This is a genomic window from Vibrio proteolyticus NBRC 13287, from assembly GCF_000467125.1.
In the GTDB taxonomy this organism is placed as follows: Bacteria; Pseudomonadota; Gammaproteobacteria; order Enterobacterales; family Vibrionaceae; genus Vibrio; species Vibrio proteolyticus.
Genome location: NZ_BATJ01000001.1, coordinates 536,571 through 553,538, shown reverse-complemented (window position 1 = coordinate 553,538; position 16,968 = coordinate 536,571). Strand labels below are relative to the sequence as shown.

The 16,968-nt window shown below is 52.4% G+C and carries 14 protein-coding genes; 9 read left to right on the top strand and 5 right to left on the bottom strand.

The genetic code is table 11. The features are described 5' to 3' along the window. The 4 genes from tssM (at position 1) to VPR01S_RS02375 (ending at position 7,020) form a co-directional block, all read left to right on the top strand. Positions 1–3,456, top strand: coding sequence for a type VI secretion system membrane subunit TssM (tssM, locus tag VPR01S_RS02390; RefSeq protein WP_021703701.1), 3,456 nt, complete (start codon positions 1–3; stop codon positions 3,454–3,456). Beyond that, positions 3,456–4,073 (top strand): protein kinase domain-containing protein, encoded by a 618-nt coding sequence (locus VPR01S_RS02385; protein ID WP_021703700.1) that lies wholly within the window; start codon positions 3,456–3,458, stop codon positions 4,071–4,073. The genes tssM and VPR01S_RS02385 overlap by 1 nt, the downstream gene beginning before the upstream one ends. Beyond that, positions 4,070–5,050, top strand: a complete 981-nt coding sequence (locus VPR01S_RS02380) for a hypothetical protein (protein ID WP_021703699.1) — start codon at positions 4,070–4,072, stop codon at positions 5,048–5,050. The genes VPR01S_RS02385 and VPR01S_RS02380 overlap by 4 nt, the downstream gene beginning before the upstream one ends. 74 nt (positions 5,051–5,124) lie before the next feature. After that, positions 5,125–7,020, top strand: a complete 1,896-nt coding sequence (locus tag VPR01S_RS02375) for a hypothetical protein (RefSeq protein ID WP_021703698.1) — start codon at positions 5,125–5,127, stop codon at positions 7,018–7,020. A 44-nt stretch (positions 7,021–7,064) separates the two neighbouring features. Here the strand turns inward: VPR01S_RS02375 and VPR01S_RS02370 are convergent, their stop codons facing one another. Next, positions 7,065–8,030: a GlxA family transcriptional regulator gene (locus VPR01S_RS02370; protein ID WP_040902140.1), complete on the bottom strand. Its 966-nt coding sequence runs from the start codon at positions 8,028–8,030 to the stop codon at positions 7,065–7,067. Between the two features lie 354 nt (positions 8,031–8,384). On the opposite strand from VPR01S_RS02370, the gene VPR01S_RS02365 reads away from it, so the two are divergent. Continuing rightward, on the top strand, positions 8,385–9,833 hold the full coding sequence (locus VPR01S_RS02365) for an NAD-dependent succinate-semialdehyde dehydrogenase (RefSeq protein WP_021703696.1): 1,449 nt from the start codon (positions 8,385–8,387) through the stop codon (positions 9,831–9,833). Between the two features lies 1 nt (position 9,834). Here VPR01S_RS02365 and VPR01S_RS02360 read toward each other — a convergent pair whose 3' ends face one another. From VPR01S_RS02360 to VPR01S_RS02345, 4 genes are all read right to left on the bottom strand, one after another. Next, the gene (locus VPR01S_RS02360; RefSeq protein WP_021703695.1) at positions 9,835–10,101 is read right to left on the bottom strand and encodes a DUF1496 domain-containing protein; all 267 of its coding nucleotides are present in this window, start codon (positions 10,099–10,101) and stop codon (positions 9,835–9,837) included. 25 nt (positions 10,102–10,126) lie between these two features. Next, a complete protein-coding gene (locus VPR01S_RS02355; RefSeq protein WP_021703694.1) occupies positions 10,127–11,026 on the bottom strand; it encodes a pyridoxal-phosphate dependent enzyme in 900 nt (299 codons plus the stop codon). A gap of 68 nt (positions 11,027–11,094) precedes the next feature. Then, entirely contained in the window at positions 11,095–12,393 is a 1,299-nt protein-coding gene (locus VPR01S_RS02350) for a sensor histidine kinase (protein ID WP_021703693.1), read from the bottom strand. Beyond that, complete coding sequence (locus VPR01S_RS02345) at positions 12,393–13,067, bottom strand: response regulator transcription factor (protein WP_021703692.1); 675 nt, start codon at positions 13,065–13,067, stop codon at positions 12,393–12,395. Before VPR01S_RS02345 ends, VPR01S_RS02350 begins: the two co-directional genes overlap by 1 nt. 126 nt (positions 13,068–13,193) lie before the next feature. On the opposite strand from VPR01S_RS02345, the gene VPR01S_RS02340 reads away from it, so the two are divergent. The 4 genes from VPR01S_RS02340 to psrA all read left to right on the top strand — a co-directional run bounded on the left by VPR01S_RS02340 (position 13,194) and on the right by psrA (position 16,957). Continuing rightward, positions 13,194–14,195: a glycosyltransferase family 2 protein gene (locus VPR01S_RS02340; RefSeq protein ID WP_021703691.1), complete on the top strand. Its 1,002-nt coding sequence runs from the start codon at positions 13,194–13,196 to the stop codon at positions 14,193–14,195. Then, positions 14,192–15,595, top strand: a complete 1,404-nt coding sequence (locus VPR01S_RS02335) for an ArnT family glycosyltransferase (protein WP_021703690.1) — start codon at positions 14,192–14,194, stop codon at positions 15,593–15,595. The genes VPR01S_RS02340 and VPR01S_RS02335 overlap by 4 nt, the downstream gene beginning before the upstream one ends. Further along, on the top strand, positions 15,577–15,978 hold the full coding sequence (locus tag VPR01S_RS02330) for a GtrA family protein (protein ID WP_021703689.1): 402 nt from the start codon (positions 15,577–15,579) through the stop codon (positions 15,976–15,978). Before VPR01S_RS02335 ends, VPR01S_RS02330 begins: the two co-directional genes overlap by 19 nt. Positions 15,979–16,330: 352 nt before the next feature. After that, positions 16,331–16,957: a TetR family transcriptional repressor PsrA gene (psrA, locus tag VPR01S_RS02325; protein ID WP_021703688.1), complete on the top strand. Its 627-nt coding sequence runs from the start codon at positions 16,331–16,333 to the stop codon at positions 16,955–16,957. Positions 16,958–16,968 lie beyond the last annotated feature (11 nt).

The window sequence follows — 16,968 nt, the reverse complement described above, 5'->3', positions numbered from 1 at the left end:
ATGATCAAAAAAATTCTTGTATTGATATGGATTGTTGCGTTGATCACCGCGTGCAGCGCACTTTGGATAGGGTTACCAGCGGAGCAGCCGCAGTGGCCGAAATGGCTCGCGCTGGGTATCACGTTGTTGTTGATTGGCGCCACCTTGTTCTGGTGGTGGAAACAGGCAAGTAAAGCCTCGCGCGATAATGAGCTGCATGATCAACACGTGTTGCTCAAACAAGACACCAGCGTGATCCAGCAACTGTTCAGACTGGCCACTAAGAAGGTGCGTGGTCATGGTCGCAACAAGTTGGACAGCATTTACAGCCTGCCTTGGTATTTATTGCTTGGCGGTGAAAAAGACGCGAAAAGTGCTATGTTGCTGCAAAACGGTTTCGAACCGGTCACGGAACGTCATCTGGAAGACAGCGATACCGAACAGTACCTGCGCTTCTGGAGTAATGATCATGCGGTAGTGATCGAAGCCGGTCACCGTATCTTTGACAGTGAAGGCGTCGACGAAGCGCTGTGGCAGGTACTGGGACAACAACTGCTTAAATATCGGCCACGTCAGGGTCTGAACGGCGTGGTCACTATGATCGGCTGTGATCGTTTGCTCAAGGGCGACCGCAAAGAGCGCCAGAAACTGGCCAGCATCTATCAGGAAGCGGCGTTGTCGATGAGCGCCCTGCTCAACATCAATCTGCCGGTGTACAGCGTATTCTCCAAAGCGGATGCGATCGCCGATTTTATCGAGTTTTTTGCAGGGTTTTCCGGCTGCGATGTGGAAAACCCGTTCGGTGTGACATTCAACTGTGATGCGGATCGCCGTTTCGATAAACACCAGTTTGAGCTGCAAAGTAAAGCGCTGCTGAAAACGTTGGCGGAGCAACAATTTGAGCTGCTGCGTAACATCAGCAGTGAACAGTCCGGTTCGGTGATCGCCTTGCCCTACCAATTGCGGATCTTCTTTGAGCGCATCAATGAACTGCTGACGGACATCGGGCGTGAAAACCGGGTGCGCGAAGCCGTATGGATTCGCGGTGCGTATCTGCTGTCATCCGGACAAAAAGGCGTGGAGCATGATCTGCTCACACAAGTCGTGGCGGAGCGTGCGGAATTTAACTCATCCAGTACCCGGGAGCAGCTGCCGGGACGTCGCAGTTACTTCACGTCACGTTTGTTCAGCCATGTGATCCTGCCGGAAAAAACCATTACTGGTGTCAACGAGTTGCGCCATGCCGGTTACCTGGCGGTGCGCTCTCTGGCGGTTGTGGCTGTGGTCGGTGTATTGTCGGCTGCGGGCTTAGTGCTGAAAGACAACTGGAATCAGGATGAGCAGTGGCGTGCAGACGCCATGACTCAGCTGCGTTTGTACGGCAGTGACATTCAGCGTCTGGAGAAGAACTATTCCATGCCAGACATGATTGCGGTACTTAATGAACTGCGCACGGTGGCGGAGCAGGGCATTCAACCCAAAGCCTGGTATCAGCAGGTCAGCATCAAACAGAGCGATACCGCGGCGCGGATTTACAGCACCTATCAGGAACAGTTGAACCTGATCCTGTTGCCAAAACTCGAAGAGCTGATCAGCAGCGAGTTGTACGTTTACGTCAATCTGGGGAACCCGAGCAAAATCTTTGAGATCCTGCGCTATTACCAGATGCTGTTTGACCGTCAGCAACTCGACATTGTGGGGATGCAGGCCTATCTGCTGGATAACCTCAAGGATCAGGGCAATGTGTCGTCGGATGACATCAATACGCTGTCACTGCTGATCAACGACCTGTTTAAGAGCAATTACGACCAGCGCCTGGCCCCTAACTACGAGTTGATTGCCGTGGCAACCAATAATCTGGAGGGCTTGTCACCGGAGCGCCTTATCTATGCGCGTATCAAGAGCTTGCCGGAGTATCGGACTCAGGTGGATGTCCGTCGTCAACTGGGCGAAAAGTTCGACAGCATGTTCATGTTTTCGGAGGATTTCCATGGCTATTTGATCCCGGAGATTTTCACTAAGCAGGGTTACAGCCAGATCGATCTGAGTGCCAAGTCAGAATTGCTGCGTAAGCAATTGAGTGAGTTCAAAGCCATTCAGGGCGACATGTCGGGAGCATCGATTGCCGAGCTGACGGATTTGAGTAAGCAGATCCAGCGCCTCTACTTTGCCGACTACATCTACTACTGGAAAGATCTGATCAATAACATCCACATCCGCCAGTTTAACAGCCCGGTGGAGTTGGCCTACGCGCTGAGAAGTGCACGTGAGCCGGCCACCAGCCCGGTGCTGGACGTGCTCGGCGCGGTGGTGGTCAACACGACGCTCGCCGTCGAAGAACAGCCGGACACCAAAGAGAATAAACGGACGGCCAGTCAGCTGGGGCTGAAGAAGGTTGCTAAGGGGTTGCGCACGGCAGACAAACTCAACCGTGCCGTCGGCGAAAAGCTGCTGCGCTTGCAACCTTCATTTGTTGTTAATGAAGCGTTCCTGTCGTTTGCCAACTATGTCAACGGTAGCGGGAAAGCCGGAGATGCGGTGCCACTGGATGGCCTTATCCAGCAGTTTGATGCGCTCAACACCTACTACGATGCCGCATTATCCAGCTCCAATCCGGGCAAGGCGTTTCACGGCTATGCGCTCGCCCATGCGGAAGGCAGCCAGGATGCGATTGTTGAATTTCAGCGTCTGGGGGCCAAAGCGCCCGGGCCGGTAGCACAGTGGACCAAAAACATCAGTGCACAGGCGTGGCGCCAGGTCGTGACGGGCAGTGTGAGCTACCTCGACAAACAGTGGGACGAACAGGTCTACCAGTTTTACGTGGCCGCAATTGAAGGACGTTTCCCGTTCGCGTTGCAGGGTCGTGGTGAAGTGAACCTCAACGATTTCGCCCAGTTCTTTAAACCACAAGGTCGGGTAGACCAGTTTGTTGACCAGTTACTCAAGCCATTTGTTTACTGGGACAACGGCGTGCTCAAGTTGCACGAAGTCGATGGTGTGACCCTACCCATTAGCCAAACCAGCCGTCAGCAACTGCAACGGGCTCGCCGACTGAGTAAAACCTTCTTTGGTCCCACGGGGCAGGAGTTGGCGCTGAAACTTGGCCTCAAAGCCAGCTCGATGAGTACGGACGTAACAGAGTTCCAGCTGAGAGAAGCGGAAAGCGTGTTCAGTTACAAGCACGGCCCACGCGTGTGGCGTGAAGTGGACTGGCCGACAACCGGGGTAGACGGCTACCTGAGCGCCAACTTTTACAAAGGGGACAATCGTGTTGCGACCCAGGCATACACAGGCCAGTGGGCCCTGTTCCGCGCGCTGTTTGAGGGCGACAGTAGTGCGACGGCAAGCCGGTTAGTACGCAAGCTGAATTACAAGATCAGCGACAACAACATCGTACTGGATTACACCCTGCGTGATTCCAATCAGACGTTGGATAAGTCCCTGTTCACCCACTTCAGTCTGCCCAAGCAGTTGTGATGGTCAGGGCCGAACAGGTAGGGGCCAAAACGGAGCCTGCCGAGCAAGCGCAGACTTACGTTAAGCACTATGCGTCGCCAGAGGCCATGTGGCGAGAATGGCAGGCGCTGGAGGCCTGTCGTGGCGTCGGCGTTCAGCGTGTGCATGCGGTGGATACTGATAGGCAGGCCTTAATGCTGGAGTTCGATTCATCGGCGATGCCACTGAGTGAATTTGATGAGGCCGATCTGGCTCTGTTTGTCGCAGTTTTGCCTGCGCTCGTGTCGGTGATTCAACACTGCCACGCGCGGGGCTGGGTTCATGGGGACATCAAGCCCTCAAACATTGTGTATGTTCCCACGACCCAAACAATTCGATTGATTGATTTCGGCGCGAGTTATCGCATTGGCACATCCCGGGAAGCACTGTCTGAATGGCAGGTGACACCTATGTTCGCCACCGGCCAGCAGGTACGTGGGGAAGGGCTGGTGCAAACGGGAGATGACTGGTATGCGCTGATTAACATCATCGATCAGGTCATGCCTTTTGCGCATGACCGCCTATTACTCCAGGCGCTTCAAAGCGTTCGGGACGGTGTGGCAGCCGACATTAAACAATCTGAGAGAACAACAAAATGATAAATGATTTACAAAATGCCACTTCCTTGGGAAAAACCATTTATGACCAGGCGACGGCCGGTGAATTTAACGGCGTTGCCATTGGGGACAGCGCGTTTGATTTCACGACCGGTATTTTTGAGAGTACGCCACTTGGCAAGGCCGTCGATATTCCGGTGGAAAAAATTGAGCTTGGCTTTAGCAAACTCGAGAAGACTCAGGCGGTGGAAGAGGTAAAGCAGAAATTCCACCAGTATATCAGCCAGAAAACGGCCAACAACGTGTCTGCCTTCACCACGCCTTCGGTATTGTCGGCAGACCGACGTTCCCAACTGCAAGGGAAATCCGGTCAGGCCTGGTTGACCGGTGCGCAGCAGATTTACGCCAAGCACCAGGGCGAACGATTCTACAAAATGCAGCGCAAGGCACAGGACATGGCACGTTCGCTGAAAAAGAACCCAATGAAGGTTGTTAAAGTGCCGTTGAGCGTGGTCCCGCTTGGTGAGATCGCCAAGCTGGGCATCAAGGCTGGCGAGTACGCGGTGGGTAAGTACACCGGTAAGCGGCGCGCGCGTAAGAAAGGAGAATACACTGCTGCGGGTAACAGCAACATGCTGACCGCCAAGTTGGGCAAGCAGGAATACAACCGCAAAAAGGCCAAATGGCAGGCGAAAGACATTGCTGACTTAGGGCCACAAATTCAGCGGAATTTGTACAAGCTCAAACAGTCGGTGGAGATCCTCAATGCACGCAAACAGCAGATGAATGTGTGCAGTCAGAAGTTTCATCAAGATCCGACCAATACCGCCGCTCTCGGCGCTTTGGTTAAGAGCCGTGAGGATGCGGCGATGAGTCTTTATGAAGTAAAGCACTACGTCGAAAAAATATCTGGTATGTGCAAAGCCATGGAGGCGACAGCGTTCACCATCAACGCTTATATGGAAGGCTTGGATCAGATCACTGATCAATCAGAGCAGGACATTCTGAGCACATTCTGATGAAGGTAACAGAGGCTGTGATTTTTCACGGCCTCTGTTGTTTCTGGTTACACGTTAATAAAAAGGAAAGGCCTATGACCAACCCGACTCAACGTTCGCTTGAATTTGATATATTCATGATAAAGAACGAACGCGGTAATCTGTTGCCGATGGGAAGCTGTACCCGACACCTAGAGCAGTGGCTGGACACGCTCAGTGCCGGACTCGGCAAGAAAAACTCCTATCGCGCTATCCCCTATATTCAGCGTGGTGTGGATGTGATTTACTCCGTGCTGGAAACCATGATGTTTGTTCATCACAAAAAGCTCAGTAGCAGTTATGGTTACAGTGCCACTGACGTAACTGAGCATCCGCTGTGGAAGATCCTGGTTTCTCTGGTCACCCGTAAATATCCCGACATCATTAAAGTCGTCCGACCAAGCCGGACACCGAATGAATCTGTCCGGGCTAAGTTTATTAACCGAACGTTTTTTCAATTCCTGCTGCATAAGCAGCGTTTGCTGCAAAATTTGCAAAATGGCATCAAGCAGAGTGGCGAACTCGGCCGGATCCAGGCGCAACTGCTGGATGCTCAGGTCGAGTCAGTCAATCAGGCCTACCAGAAACATGGCCGAGCCGACGACGCGTTGTGGCAGGTACTTAACGATTACTACAAGAAGCAGCGTCTGTTGCAAATGACCCGCCAGCGTGGCAAAAAAACCGAGGTGAAAGGCAAGTGTGACTCTGAGAACGGTGCGCTGTCGATCGATGAAAGCGCGGAGCTGTTTGCTGAAGCTAAAGTCGAAATCACCAAAAGCTGGGACTTCGGCTGCATCCGTAATGAGCTGACCGGTGCCGCGGCAGCAGGAGCCAAAACCTTGGTCAGTGCCAATATGCACGCCAATTTTGGCACCGGTGGCGGCGCCACGTATCTGAAAGGCGGAGCGGGTAAGCAAGAGCCCAATATTGTTGAAATGCCCGGAGTGAACATCGGTAAAAAGTACACCGACTTTACCGAAGATGAGCTGGAAAACCGCAACGGATTTGTGCCGATACAGCTGATCCCGGGTATTGATCTGGGCGTCAACGCGGTTCTGGCGGCAGAAGCCGGGCTGAGGTTAACCGTAACGCACCAACTGACGGTCGGCCAGATCATGGCCATGACCAACGAAGCTGAGCTGTTTGTCGGGGCTGAAGTAAAAGCAGAGTATAAAGCCGCACTCAACACCAGTAACATCATGGGCGCAGACGAGGTACTGGCTTTCACCCTGGCGGGAGGTGCTTTTGTGGGTGCGAAAGCCAAAGGTTCGACGTCAATGACGTTCAAGGCGCGTGGTATCAACGCCGTGTCGGGCAAAGTGTCCGGTGAAGTCTCTGCCGGGGTCGGGGTGAACGGCATCATTGAATCGATTGTGCGTGGGTCCGGCGATGTTAAGTTGCGTATGGCGGCCAGCGCTTCAGCAGGTGTGGGCACCGGTGTGGATTTTGACACCACCGTGAATCCGATGTTGCTCAAAGTCATCTTGTGGGATGGCATGTTCCATCACCTGACCACCAAAAACTATCAGCGCCGTCGTGATGCCAAACTGGATCTCAAAGTGAATTCGGTGGTTGTCACGCGTTGTAACGAGAAACTCCAGATGTACATGGGGCAGCTCGATGCCGACCATAAAACACTGGCGGAAGAGTTATGGCGTTTACCGATTGACGCCAGCCTGTCGTTAAAAGGCGGGACGTTAACCCTCCATGATGAGGTATCAAAGCCACATCAACAGGCCATGGAGCAATACATGAGTTCGCTGGGAGTGGATGGCGTGCATGATCTGGACGATGAAGACGAAATGACGAACGCAGAGGCCGGGATCAAGAATCGCGCCCGGGCGCAACACGACGAGGCCAAGCAGGCCAAAAAAGCCATGTCGAAACGCAAAAAGGCCAAGAAAGCGCTAAAAGGGTTGTTGGTACTGCCTCCACACCCGGAAGCCGCGTGATCCTTGCCAACATAGCGGGCCAGAGCCCGCTGTGTTTTTATTGGTTAGCGCTGATAGCGTTTGCGGTATTCTAACGGCGTCATGTCGTTGGATTTTTTAAACAACTCCCTGAAGTAACGCACATCCTCATAGCCTACTTCACGGCTGATGTCTTCAATGGTCTGCTTGGTTTTCTCCAGCTTATCTTTGGCAATGGAGAGCCGAATTTGCTGGATGTACTGGATGGGCGTTTGACCGGTTGCCAGTTTAAATCGTCGCTTCATCTGCCGGTCGCTCAGATGGACTCGTTTACTCAGCACATTGACTGAGAATTCCAGGGTCGGGCTGCTGTGCATCCAGTCTTGCAACTGATGGATCAGCGTGTCGTTATGCTGACGGTACGGAATGAAGTTCGCCAGCGCTTTCTGCTGAACCTGATCGGTATCGCCAAAAATAAACTGGTGGCAGCTTTCACGGACCGACAGGCCAAAAAACTGTTCGACGATCAGCATCATTACGTCGCTGTATCCGCTGATCCCAGAGGTGCAGTAGCGGTTGTTGTCACAGGTGACACGGCGATCCACCTGCAAGCGGGTGTCCGGAAACATATCGCGGAACATATTGGCAAAATGCCAGTGTGTGGTGGCGGTGCGGCTTTCCAGCATCTGTGCTTTGGCCAGCACAAATGCGCCGGAACAAATAGAGACAATTGGAATACCGTGTGACTCGAACTGTTTGAGCCACTCAAGTGTGTCGTCACCCAGAGTCGCCAGATTACTGTCTGGAAATCCGATCGATCCGATCAGCAGGATATCCGTTTGAGTAACCTGTTCGATATCAATGGTGGGCGAGATGATGACGCCCCCCATGCCCCGGATAGGTTGATTGTCCTGAGTGACAATATGGACGACCGGTTCCGGTGCGCCCGCCAGATTCGCAGCAATAGACAAAACTTCGATTGGCCCGGAAATCGATGTTGTGGGTGCATCAGCGAATGCCAGGGCGGTGAGTGTTATAGATTTTCTTTCCACAGGATACCTTATCAAATGGGAGAAACATCCATGCCACCATTCCCTTGGTGCAAAGTGTTTAGAATTATAAATTATGTGACTAATAATATAGTTATTAAGCAGTTTATAAATGGGTTTTATATCTGGTCTGAGTAGTTGATTCAAAAGTGCAATGAAACGTAAGGTGGTTATTCAGAATGCCGGGCGGTTATTTTCTGCTCAGAGACGTATTTTGATAAGTTAAAGGGTCGTGCTTTTGCTGAGGCGTTTTATGTAACTGATACGGTAAAAGGCTGGGATCACACAACATTCACGTTATACTGATACCTTCTTCATATTCTGCGTGAGTTCTCACGTCCGCTCTGAGGTAACACCATGATCAAGCTTAACGATGCCAGCCTGTTCCAACAGCACTGTTTTATCGATAACCAGTGGATCGACAGCGATAACCTTGCGACGTCCACCGTCACTAACCCTGCCAATGCCGAGGTACTCGGCACGGTGCCCAACCTGACCTGCGCGCAGATAGAGGCGGCCATCCACAGTGCACATCAGGCGCATCTGGCATGGAAGCAGACGACCGCTGAACATAAATCCCAAGTACTTTATCGCTGGTATGAGTTGATCATGGACAACCTGGATGATCTGGCGACCATTCTGACCAGTGAGCAAGGCAAGCCATTGGCAGAAGCGCAGGGCGAGATCCGCTACGCTGCCAGCTTCATTCAGTGGTATGCCGAAGAAGCGAAGCGCGCCTACGGCACGATTGTGCCGAGTCATAAGGCCGATGCCCGGATTCTGGTGACCAAAGAGCCCGTTGGAGTGGTGGCGGCCATTACGCCGTGGAACTTTCCAGCCGCGATGATCACGCGCAAATGTGGCCCGGCTTTTGCTGCCGGATGCAGCGTGGTGCTCAAACCGGCGCCGGACACCCCGTTTACGGCGATGGCACTGGCGCAATTGGCGCAGCGGGCGGGTTTGCCTGCCGGTCTGTTACAGGTGATGACCGCGGATGCAGAGCGCATTGGAGAGCGCTTTGCCAAGAATACCAAAGTCCGCAAACTGTCTTTTACCGGCTCGACCCGTGTTGGCAAGCTGCTGATGGAACAGAGCGCCTTCAATGTGAAGAAGCTGTCGCTGGAATTGGGCGGCAATGCGCCGTTTATTGTCTTTGAGGATGCGGATCTCAATGCCGCGGTGGATGGCGTGATGATTGCCAAATTCCGCAATGCCGGTCAAACGTGCGTGTGCGCCAACCGAATTTACGTACATGAAGCCGTGCACGACAAGTTTGTCAAAAAGCTGGTTGATAAAGTTGCCCGGCTTAAGGTCGGTGACGGTCTGACCGGAGCGGATATTGGTCCGCTGATCAATCAGGCCGCGGTTGACAAAGTCCGTCGTCATATTGAAGACGCGGTGGAGAAAGGCGGTCAGATTCAATTTGGTCAACTGAGCGAGCAGGGTTGGTTTGTGGAGCCGCATGTGATCACCGAAATGAGCGATGACATGCTGGTGGCCAGTGATGAAACCTTCGGTCCGTTAGCAGCTATTTTCCGTTTTTCGGCCGAAGAGGAAGTCACCACCCGGGCTAACGCGGTGGAATCTGGCCTTGCCGCATACTGTTATACGCAGTCTCTGTCGCGTGCATTCCGCATGAGTGAGCAACTGGAAAGTGGTATGGTCGGGATCAATGAAGGATTAATTTCAACGGCGGCGGCACCGTTTGGGGGTGTCAAAGAATCCGGTTTAGGTCGTGAAGGTGGCCATCAGGGTCTGGAAGAATTTCTGGAAGAAAAATACACCCTGATGGGCGGGATTCGCTGAACTACTGCGGCTTCTTCTTCTCTTCTAAGGTGACCCATTTAAGAGCGCCATTGGTTTCAAAACTGTTGGCCTCTTTGCACACCATGTAATGGTCTCCGACCTGCACAATCGCACCGAGTGAATACGCCTGATCCTGGTAATAGCACACACGTTTGGCGATGTCTGAGCCGTCCAGTGCGACGAGTGGTTTTTCGCCCGGTGTTGTGATGACTTTAGCGGCGGCTACCGGTGCGATCATCATCAATAGTACTGCAAATGATTTGTTCATTGTCTGCCTCATATCCGTTATCTGCTCAATCAAATTTTCTTTGATATCTCGGGAGCATACTTTCATTGCCTAAAATACCACCCTGGTGAATATAGAGCAGGGTTTTATCTCGATTGGCGTGATACCAGTTCAACAAACAGCGCCACATCATAGGGTCATACAGCAAATCGAATTCGACGTCGGTCTGATCCAGCAGGGCTTGCCAGGTGCGGTAGTCGTCACGATAGAGTTTGCCGAAATGATGTTTGTGGTCGAGGGTGAGAATTTGCGGATGATCCTGCTCACCAAGTTCATGGAATTGGTGGCGCAGATATTCGGTCCCGCTAACACAAGGACAGGTCAGCACCTCGATGCCATGGGGCTTAAGCGTTTTATGCAGATATAAAGCGGTTGCCCCGGTACCAGCCGGTAGCGCCACGACTAACGGTTGTTTGACTTGAAACCGTGCCCAACTGAGGAGCTCCATACCCAACTGACGAACGCCAGCTTCGGCTTCGCGGCTACGTCCACCTTCGGGCACCACCAGGCACTCGTCTCCCGGTTGACGAATCTGCGTAATGTAGTCACGTGGGTGCATCGCTGCAGAGCTGAGTTCACGCACATCCAGGATGTGAGCGCCAAGATCAAGTGCGCCGCGGTAATTGCCGGTTGGACGCTGTTTTTGCCATGGGGCGATATGGTCGACATAAAACTCCAGCTGCCAGCCCTTGATTCGGGCCAGGGCCGCCAGCGAATAAAGCGCGTTTGATTGGGCAGAGCCATAGCAAATCAGCGTGGTGATACCCGGTAAATCCTGCTTCAGCAAAGACATAAATTTGCGAGCCTTGTTACCGCTGAAGTGGCTGTGTAACTGATCGTCCCGTTTGAGAAAAAACGGAATCTGCTCGAAACAGTGCTGGGTTATCGGACTCTGGCTTAGGTTCATTTTGACTTCATGGGATCACAAAAAGCCCAGCATAATAGTATAAATCGAACAGATTGACATGATCTGGTTTAAGCCTCGGGCACAATCTCCGGGGAGTTAACGGCAGGCGAACCGAAATCAATTTCAGCCCGGCAGCCACCATCAGCGCGATTGGTCAGATTGAACTGCCAGTGATAACGACGGCAGAGATCATCCACGATAAGTAGCCCCAGGCCATGCCCGTCTTTATTTGGCGTGGTGTCCAGCCCTTCGCCCTGGTCGTCAATCACCAGACTATTTTCGGTGAGGCGAATGTGGATCTCGCCTTGATTTGTTGCCGCAATCGCATTGCGAATCAGGTTACCGACAATCATGTTCATCACGGCGGGCGAGGCTTGAACGTCTGGCTCCGCATCGACGTTTTGATGAATCTGAATGGCTTTCTCCCAGGCCTGATGCGAGTTTTGTTCAACGATCCTGCTCAGTTCACTGGCGGTAAACATCCGGTAGGGCGTATTGCTTTCATCGCGCTCGTAGCGCACCAGGCCGAGCAGAGCATCGATCATGGTACTCATCTGCAGTGTCGCATCATCGATACGTTGTCGTTGCCGCTGTTGAAACTCCGCATCCTGATTCTTGCTCATCAGTTTTTCGGCCCCTTTGATGATGGTCAGCGGGGTTCTGAGTTCGTGGCTGGCATAACGGGCAAACGCCTGTTCGCGTTTGAGTACGGTATGGATTTCACTTCGATAGCGGTTCATTTCATCGGCTAATGTCTGAAATTCGATGGCAGCACCGGGTTTGATGGTGAAATGGTGGCTGGAGTCCCCTTTATGTCGTTCAAGTTGCAAGGTTAGGTCGTTGATGGGTTCGATCAGTTTTTCAGACAGACGAAACAGCAAAGTACCGAAGATGAACAACATGACTGCCACACAGCTCAGTACCAGGATCCCGGCGAACGTCATCTCCTCTGCACCGAACTCGACAGCGTCGATCTTGGTCAGCAGGATTAACGGTTTTTGTTGCCCATTGGCATAGTAATGTGAGACCAGAACCATCCGCGAGTTCGGATCTTCCCCCACTTCAGCAAGAAAGGTATGTTTTCCTTGGATGTAAGTCCGGTAAGGCTCTGGAACCAGCCTGACATCGTTGTAAGCATCGGTCAGGACATCAATGACGATTTTGCCGTTCTCACCATGCAGGAAACGCGTGGCTGCTTCATCACGGTCAATCTGGATACGTCGTTCGCCCACGCGATCTTCTGACCATTGTAAGGCTGCGAGAAAGATCAGCAGTGTGGCTGCGCCGAGGATCAGTGACACGCCAGAAAAAAACAGTGCCAGTTTGCCGGTCAGTGTTTTGGTGCTGTAGAGAAAAGGGCGCTTCACTACACGTTCTCCAGGCGAAAGCCAATTTTTGGGATGGTGGTCAGCATGGGGACGCTGAATGGCTTGTCGAGCTGATTGCGCAGTTGGTAGATGTGACTGCGTAATACGTCATTGTTCGGTTCTTCTTCGTCCCACAATTTGCGTGCGATCTCCTGACGGGTGACCAGCTCCGGTGCTTTGCTGCACAGCATTTCGAGGATCGTGTACGTGGTTGGGTTCAGCGCCAGCAGTTTGTCATTGCGGTAGGCTTTGCGGGTTTTCTGATCGATCTTTAAACTGCCGAAACTCAGCTCGCAGCTGGCCACTTTGCCATGGTAACGACGGATCAGGGCATTCATGCGAGCTTCGAGAATTTCGAGATCAAACGGTTTGGTCAGATAGTCGTCGGCGCCGTGTTCAAAGCCTTTCAGCATGTCTTGTTTGTTGTCCAGGGCGGTCAGCATCAATACGGGCGTGGTATTGCCCGAATCCCTTAACTTATTGCACACGGTCAGGCCGTCCATTCGAGGCAGCATCAGATCGAGAATGATGATATCGAAATGGTTTTCCATCGCCAGTTGCAAGCCCAGCTCGCCGTTGTCGGCGTAATCAAGCTCCATGTCCATACATTCAAAGTAATCAAACAAGATACCAGCAACTTCGCGGTTGTCTTCCACCAGCAGGATTCGTTTCATGTGTCCAGGGCCCTTTTCTTTTCGCGCGGCTATAGGAACAAAATCAGCGTGAAAAATATGTCGACAACACATCATTCACATCCGGGCAGTTAGGGTAATCCTATTGAAACCGCTGGGATAACCGCTATGACCTACTCAAACGATACGTTACCACGAATTACCCCGCCATGTACCTTATCGGTGATTGTGCCTTTTTATAATGAGGCGGATGTGCTGCCTGTTTTCCATCAACGTTTGACGTGTGCGTTGGATTCACTGCCGGATCGCTGCGAAATTGTCTATGTCGATGACGGCAGTACAGATACCAGCCGTACGTTGGTGGAACGACTGGACCCGGGCAGCAGCCGGGTGACTTGTATCGGTTTGAGTCGTAATTTTGGTAAAGAATCGGCCATGAGCGCCGGACTGGAGCATTGCCAGGGGTTGGCGGTGATCCTGCTTGATGCGGATCTGCAGGATCCACCGGAGCTGATCCCCGTGATGTTGGCGAAATGGCGGGAGGGATACGATGTGGTCAATATGCAGCGTCGCCGGCGTTTGGGTGAAAGCTGGTTGAAGCGCACGTCAGCAGCTCTGTTTTATCGCCTGCTCAATACCCTGACGAAGGTGGAAGTGCCAGAGAACGTTGGCGATTTTCGCTTACTCAGTCGTGAAGTGGTTGATCACATTAATACCTTATCTGAACGTAACCGCTACATGAAAGGAATTTTTTCCTGGCCGGGCTTTCGTCAGGCCACCTTGCCTTTTGACCGCGATGCGCGCTTTTGCGGCGAGACCAAATGGAATTACCTCAAACTGCTTGGTCTGGCTGTGGATGGCATCACCTCTTTCTCAATTCGTCCGTTGCGACTGGCGACCATCTTAGGTTCGTTGATTGCACTGTCTGCGTTTGTGTATGGGGCGGTGATTGTTGTGAAAACACTGCTGTTCGGTGACGTCGTTTCAGGCTACCCAAGCATGATGGTGGTGCAATTGGCACTGGGCGGCATTCAACTGCTTTGTATCGGGGTGATGGGTGAATACATTGGCCGAATCTTCATTGAAACCAAGCGTCGTCCGTTGTACATCGTTGAAAGCATTGCTGAACAAAATAGTCACGACAGTGCCAAGCAGGAGAAGCGCGCGTGAAAATCAACCCAATTCACCTGTGGACGCTGTTGATCGCGGCGTTATTGATCCGGCTTTTGTCACTCGGTACGTACCCACTAATGGACACCACAGAAGCACGCTACGGAGAAATGGCACGCCTGATGGTGGAAACCGGTAACTGGCTGACACCGCAGTTTGATTATGGCGTGCCGTTTTGGGGGAAACCGCCGTTGTTCACCTGGATGAGCGCATCGGGTATTGCATTGCTGGGCGTCAACGAGTTTGCGGTGCGGATGCCTCACTGGCTCGCTGGCGTTTTGGTGATCGTCCTGATGGCCTGGTTTGCGCGTCGGCAGGGATACGATGCGTTGGTGACGGCACTGGTGCTGGCGACGTGTGGCCTGTTTTCCATCGCGGCGGGCGCAGTGATGACCGATATGGCGCTGACGCTGGGGATGACTCTGGCGATGCTCGGTTTTTATCTCTGCTGGCTCGGTGAACGCCGTTGGGGTTACATTGGCTTTGTTGGTCTTGCGATTGGTTTGTTGGCTAAAGGGCCTGTGGTGTTGGTGTTAGTGGGCTTGGCGGTGATGCCATGGCTGTTTTTGCAGCACGGTGTAACGGGCGCCTGGCGAGTCTTGTGGCGACGTTTTCCTTTGATTGGCGGCACGCTGCTGATGAGTGCGATCGCATTGCCGTGGTACGTGCTCGCAGAGCAAGCCACGCCTGGATTTCTCGATTACTTTATTGTCGGTGAGCATTTCAAACGCTTTGTGGTCAGCGGTTGGCAAGGGGACTTGTATGGCAGCGCGCACGATGAACCGCGCGGGATGATTTGGCTGTTCTGGCTCGCTTCTGCCGCGCCATGGTCTGTGGTATTGCCGGTGATGTATTGGCGTAAGCGCAAGCATGTTCAGACCTGGGCTTGCGAGCAGAAGCAATTACTCAGTTTTCTGGTGTTGTGGCTGGTGTCACCGATGCTGCTGTTTACCATGGCCGGGAATATCCTGCCTGCTTATGTGTTACCGGGTGTGCCTGCGTTGGGGCTGCTCATCGCCATGGTGCTGCGCGGTAGTCGCCAGGAACAGCTTTGGTTTAAAGTGACCGCGGGTGTGGTGCCATTACTCTTGATTGTTGCCGTGGGGTATCTGCACTTCGGGCCATCAGAGAAACGCAGCGACAAAGCCATCTGGCAACTGACCCGCCCCGGAGTAGCAACGTTTTACGTGGGTAAACGCCCGTTCTCTGGTCAGTTTTACAGTCACGGTCTGGCCCGGAAACTCGCCTCGGACACGCCGCTTGAGCAGTACTCGCGAGTACAACTGATTGGCGAAGAAAAAGAGGTCGATCACGTGGTTGCCGAGCAGAAACTGACTTGTGTGGTGGCCTACGCCGCCAAAAGTGGCAGGGCGCTCTATCAGTGCGTGAAACCATCATGATAGCGCGTCGACTGAGTTTCTTCGCGCTGGTCGGTACGTGTGGCTTTGTGGTGGATTCCTTGGTGTTTACCGCTGGTCTGATGCTGTTGCACTTACCACTACTCATGGCACGTACTTTGGCTTTTTTCGCCGCGGCGAGCGTCACCTGGGTTGGAAATCGCAGGCTCACGTTCAGCGATGCCGTTTGTCAGAGCAAGTGGTTACAATGGCGCAAAGCCTTGATGGGCGCAGGGTTGTCTCTAGTGCCGAATCTGACGGTATTTCACGTTGTTGTCACCCTGACGCACAGCTCGCCGTTTGGCACGGCTGCAGCGTTTATCGCCGGGATTGCAGCCGGTATGCTGAGCAATTTCTATTTGTGTCAGCGCTGGGTGTTTGCCTAAGTTAGCGACCCAATAAAAAAAGCCCAGAACAATCTGGTTCTGGGCGGATACAAACATAGGAGTTAATAAGAAAAAGCAGCATAAATCTGTGTAGTGAGCAGTAAGGACAAGCTTGACGGCCGTTAAACTTTCAATGCATTGCTGACTACTCTTAAATAGACCGGACAAACGTCAAACAGTTCCCTTCAAATCGAAAAAAAAATCCTATTTTTCTTTGCGCGCAATTTTCACTGATTATTAAGACCTTACCGATATCTGGTCCGACCAATACTCAAAAGTGTGATGTTAATTGCTTGTTAAATAAATGTGCCGCGAGTATATTTCAAACAGTTGTTTAATACGAGTGATTAAAATGGCCCCACGAAACAGTACCAAAGACAAAATTCTGGACGTCGCGGAAGCCTTGTTCGCCGAGCACGGTTTCAATGACACTTCGCTGCGCACCATAACCAGCAAAGCGGGGGTAAACCTGGCGTCGGTGAACTATCATTTTGGCGATAAGAAGACGTTAGTTCGTGCGGTATTGAATCGTTATCTGGAAGCATTTATGCCTGCCGTTCAGGACGCGCTGATTAACCTGAATCTGGATGAAAGCTATGAAATGGCGCAGGTGTTTGAATCTCTGCGCGGTCCGCTCAAGTCACTGAACGATGTGCGCCCAAATGGCACCAGTCGTTTTATGTTACTGATTGGCCGTGGCTATACTGACGTGCAGGGGCATCTGCGTTGGTTTATTACTACGCGTTATCAGGATACGCTGAAACTGTTTACCGATTCAGTTTTGAAAGCCAACCCGCGTCTGACGCAAGAGACGTTGTTTTGGCGTTTGCACTTTACGTTAGGAACCTGCGTATTCACCATGGCCTCGAGTAAGGCGCTGGCGGAAATTGCAGAGAACGATTTTGGTCAGAAGGTGGACCCCAAAACGGTGGTTGACCAGTTGATCCCATACCTCGCAGCCGGCGTGGCTGTCGAATAGAACTTTGAACA

Bases quoted from the DNA above. Each gene is read 5' to 3' on its own strand.
- VPR01S_RS02385 (WP_021703700.1), top strand. From the start codon at position 3,456: ATGGTCAGGGCCGAACAGGTAGGGGCCAAAACGGAGCCTGCCGAGCAA.
- psrA (WP_021703688.1), top strand. From the start codon at position 16,331: ATGGCCCCACGAAACAGTACCAAAGACAAAATTCTGGACGTCGCGGAA.
- VPR01S_RS02375 (WP_021703698.1), top strand. From the start codon at position 5,125: ATGACCAACCCGACTCAACGTTCGCTTGAATTTGATATATTCATGATA.
- VPR01S_RS02360 (WP_021703695.1), bottom strand. From the start codon at position 10,101: ATGAACAAATCATTTGCAGTACTATTGATGATGATCGCACCGGTAGCC.
- VPR01S_RS02345 (WP_021703692.1), bottom strand. From the start codon at position 13,067: ATGAAACGAATCCTGCTGGTGGAAGACAACCGCGAAGTTGCTGGTATC.
- VPR01S_RS02355 (WP_021703694.1), bottom strand. From the start codon at position 11,026: ATGAACCTAAGCCAGAGTCCGATAACCCAGCACTGTTTCGAGCAGATT.
- VPR01S_RS02365 (WP_021703696.1), top strand. From the start codon at position 8,385: ATGATCAAGCTTAACGATGCCAGCCTGTTCCAACAGCACTGTTTTATC.
- tssM (WP_021703701.1), top strand. From the start codon at position 1: ATGATCAAAAAAATTCTTGTATTGATATGGATTGTTGCGTTGATCACC.
- VPR01S_RS02340 (WP_021703691.1), top strand. From the start codon at position 13,194: ATGACCTACTCAAACGATACGTTACCACGAATTACCCCGCCATGTACC.
- VPR01S_RS02380 (WP_021703699.1), top strand. From the start codon at position 4,070: ATGATAAATGATTTACAAAATGCCACTTCCTTGGGAAAAACCATTTAT.